Origin of the sequence: Methanoculleus sp. MH98A (assembly GCF_000691865.1) — an archaeon.
In the GTDB taxonomy this organism is placed as follows: Archaea; Halobacteriota; Methanomicrobia; order Methanomicrobiales; family Methanoculleaceae; genus Methanoculleus.
Map to the genome: position 1 here is coordinate 1 of NZ_JMIO01000206.1, position 829 is coordinate 829.

Annotated in this window: 1 protein-coding gene; it reads right to left on the reverse strand. The window is 49.2% G+C overall.

The features are described from left to right. Positions 1-344 (reverse strand): hypothetical protein (locus tag EI28_RS12570; protein ID WP_155937455.1); only part of this gene is annotated, 344 nt, incomplete at its 3' end. Positions 345-829 lie beyond the last annotated feature (485 nt).

The window sequence follows — 829 nt, forward strand, 5'->3', positions numbered from 1 at the left end:
TTATTCATCAAGGTCGAGAGCACTGCGCTTTTCTGGATGATCTTCGGATCTTCGATACCATCTTCGAACAGGTTCTTTCGGTAGCATTCCCCGATAATTGCCAGCTGGATGAGCCGGTAAGGGTTCGTCGAGTAACAGTAAGGGAGTTCATACTGCTGGTGGAGGTCCTGATCGCCGAAACCCGCCTGCAGCATCTCATTTAATGCCGAATTCTCATGCGAGCATTCGAGGAGAAGTTGTATCAGTTGAGACCGCGGGGCATAAACCCAGACTTTTATCAGGTTGATATCGTATTTGGGATGCGGCTTCTGACCCTGTGCCTTCATGGACTCGATGATCTTCATCTTGTCCTTCTCGTTGATGCAGAGCACGTACTCGAACCGGTTGGGATCCAGCTCGATGTCTATGGTATCCGAAAGGTAGTCCGTCTTTTCAAGGACCAGATCACGGGATAATCCGACCTCTTTTAACGTCTTTCTTACATCGGTGATCGAGGATTTGCACTCGACGAAGATCGCACGGTTTTCGCCTTCGTTGTAGAGGAAGAGATCGAAAGTGTGATTTCCCTTTTTTGCGGAGCCGAACTCGATCAGGGGCTCTGCAAAATAAAATTCGTATCCGGATCTCTGTGAAAGGTTGGTCTGTGCGAAAGATTTTGCGCATTGTTTCGAGGTGATCCTATAATTATAAGTCCCCTCGGATAAAACTGGGGATCATGGCATTCCGGGAAATTGACGATGATCTCTGGGAGATTGTTCAGAAATACCTCCCCCCAACAAAGCCGCACATCGGTCGACCCCGGTGTGACCCCCGCAGACTGATCAACGGC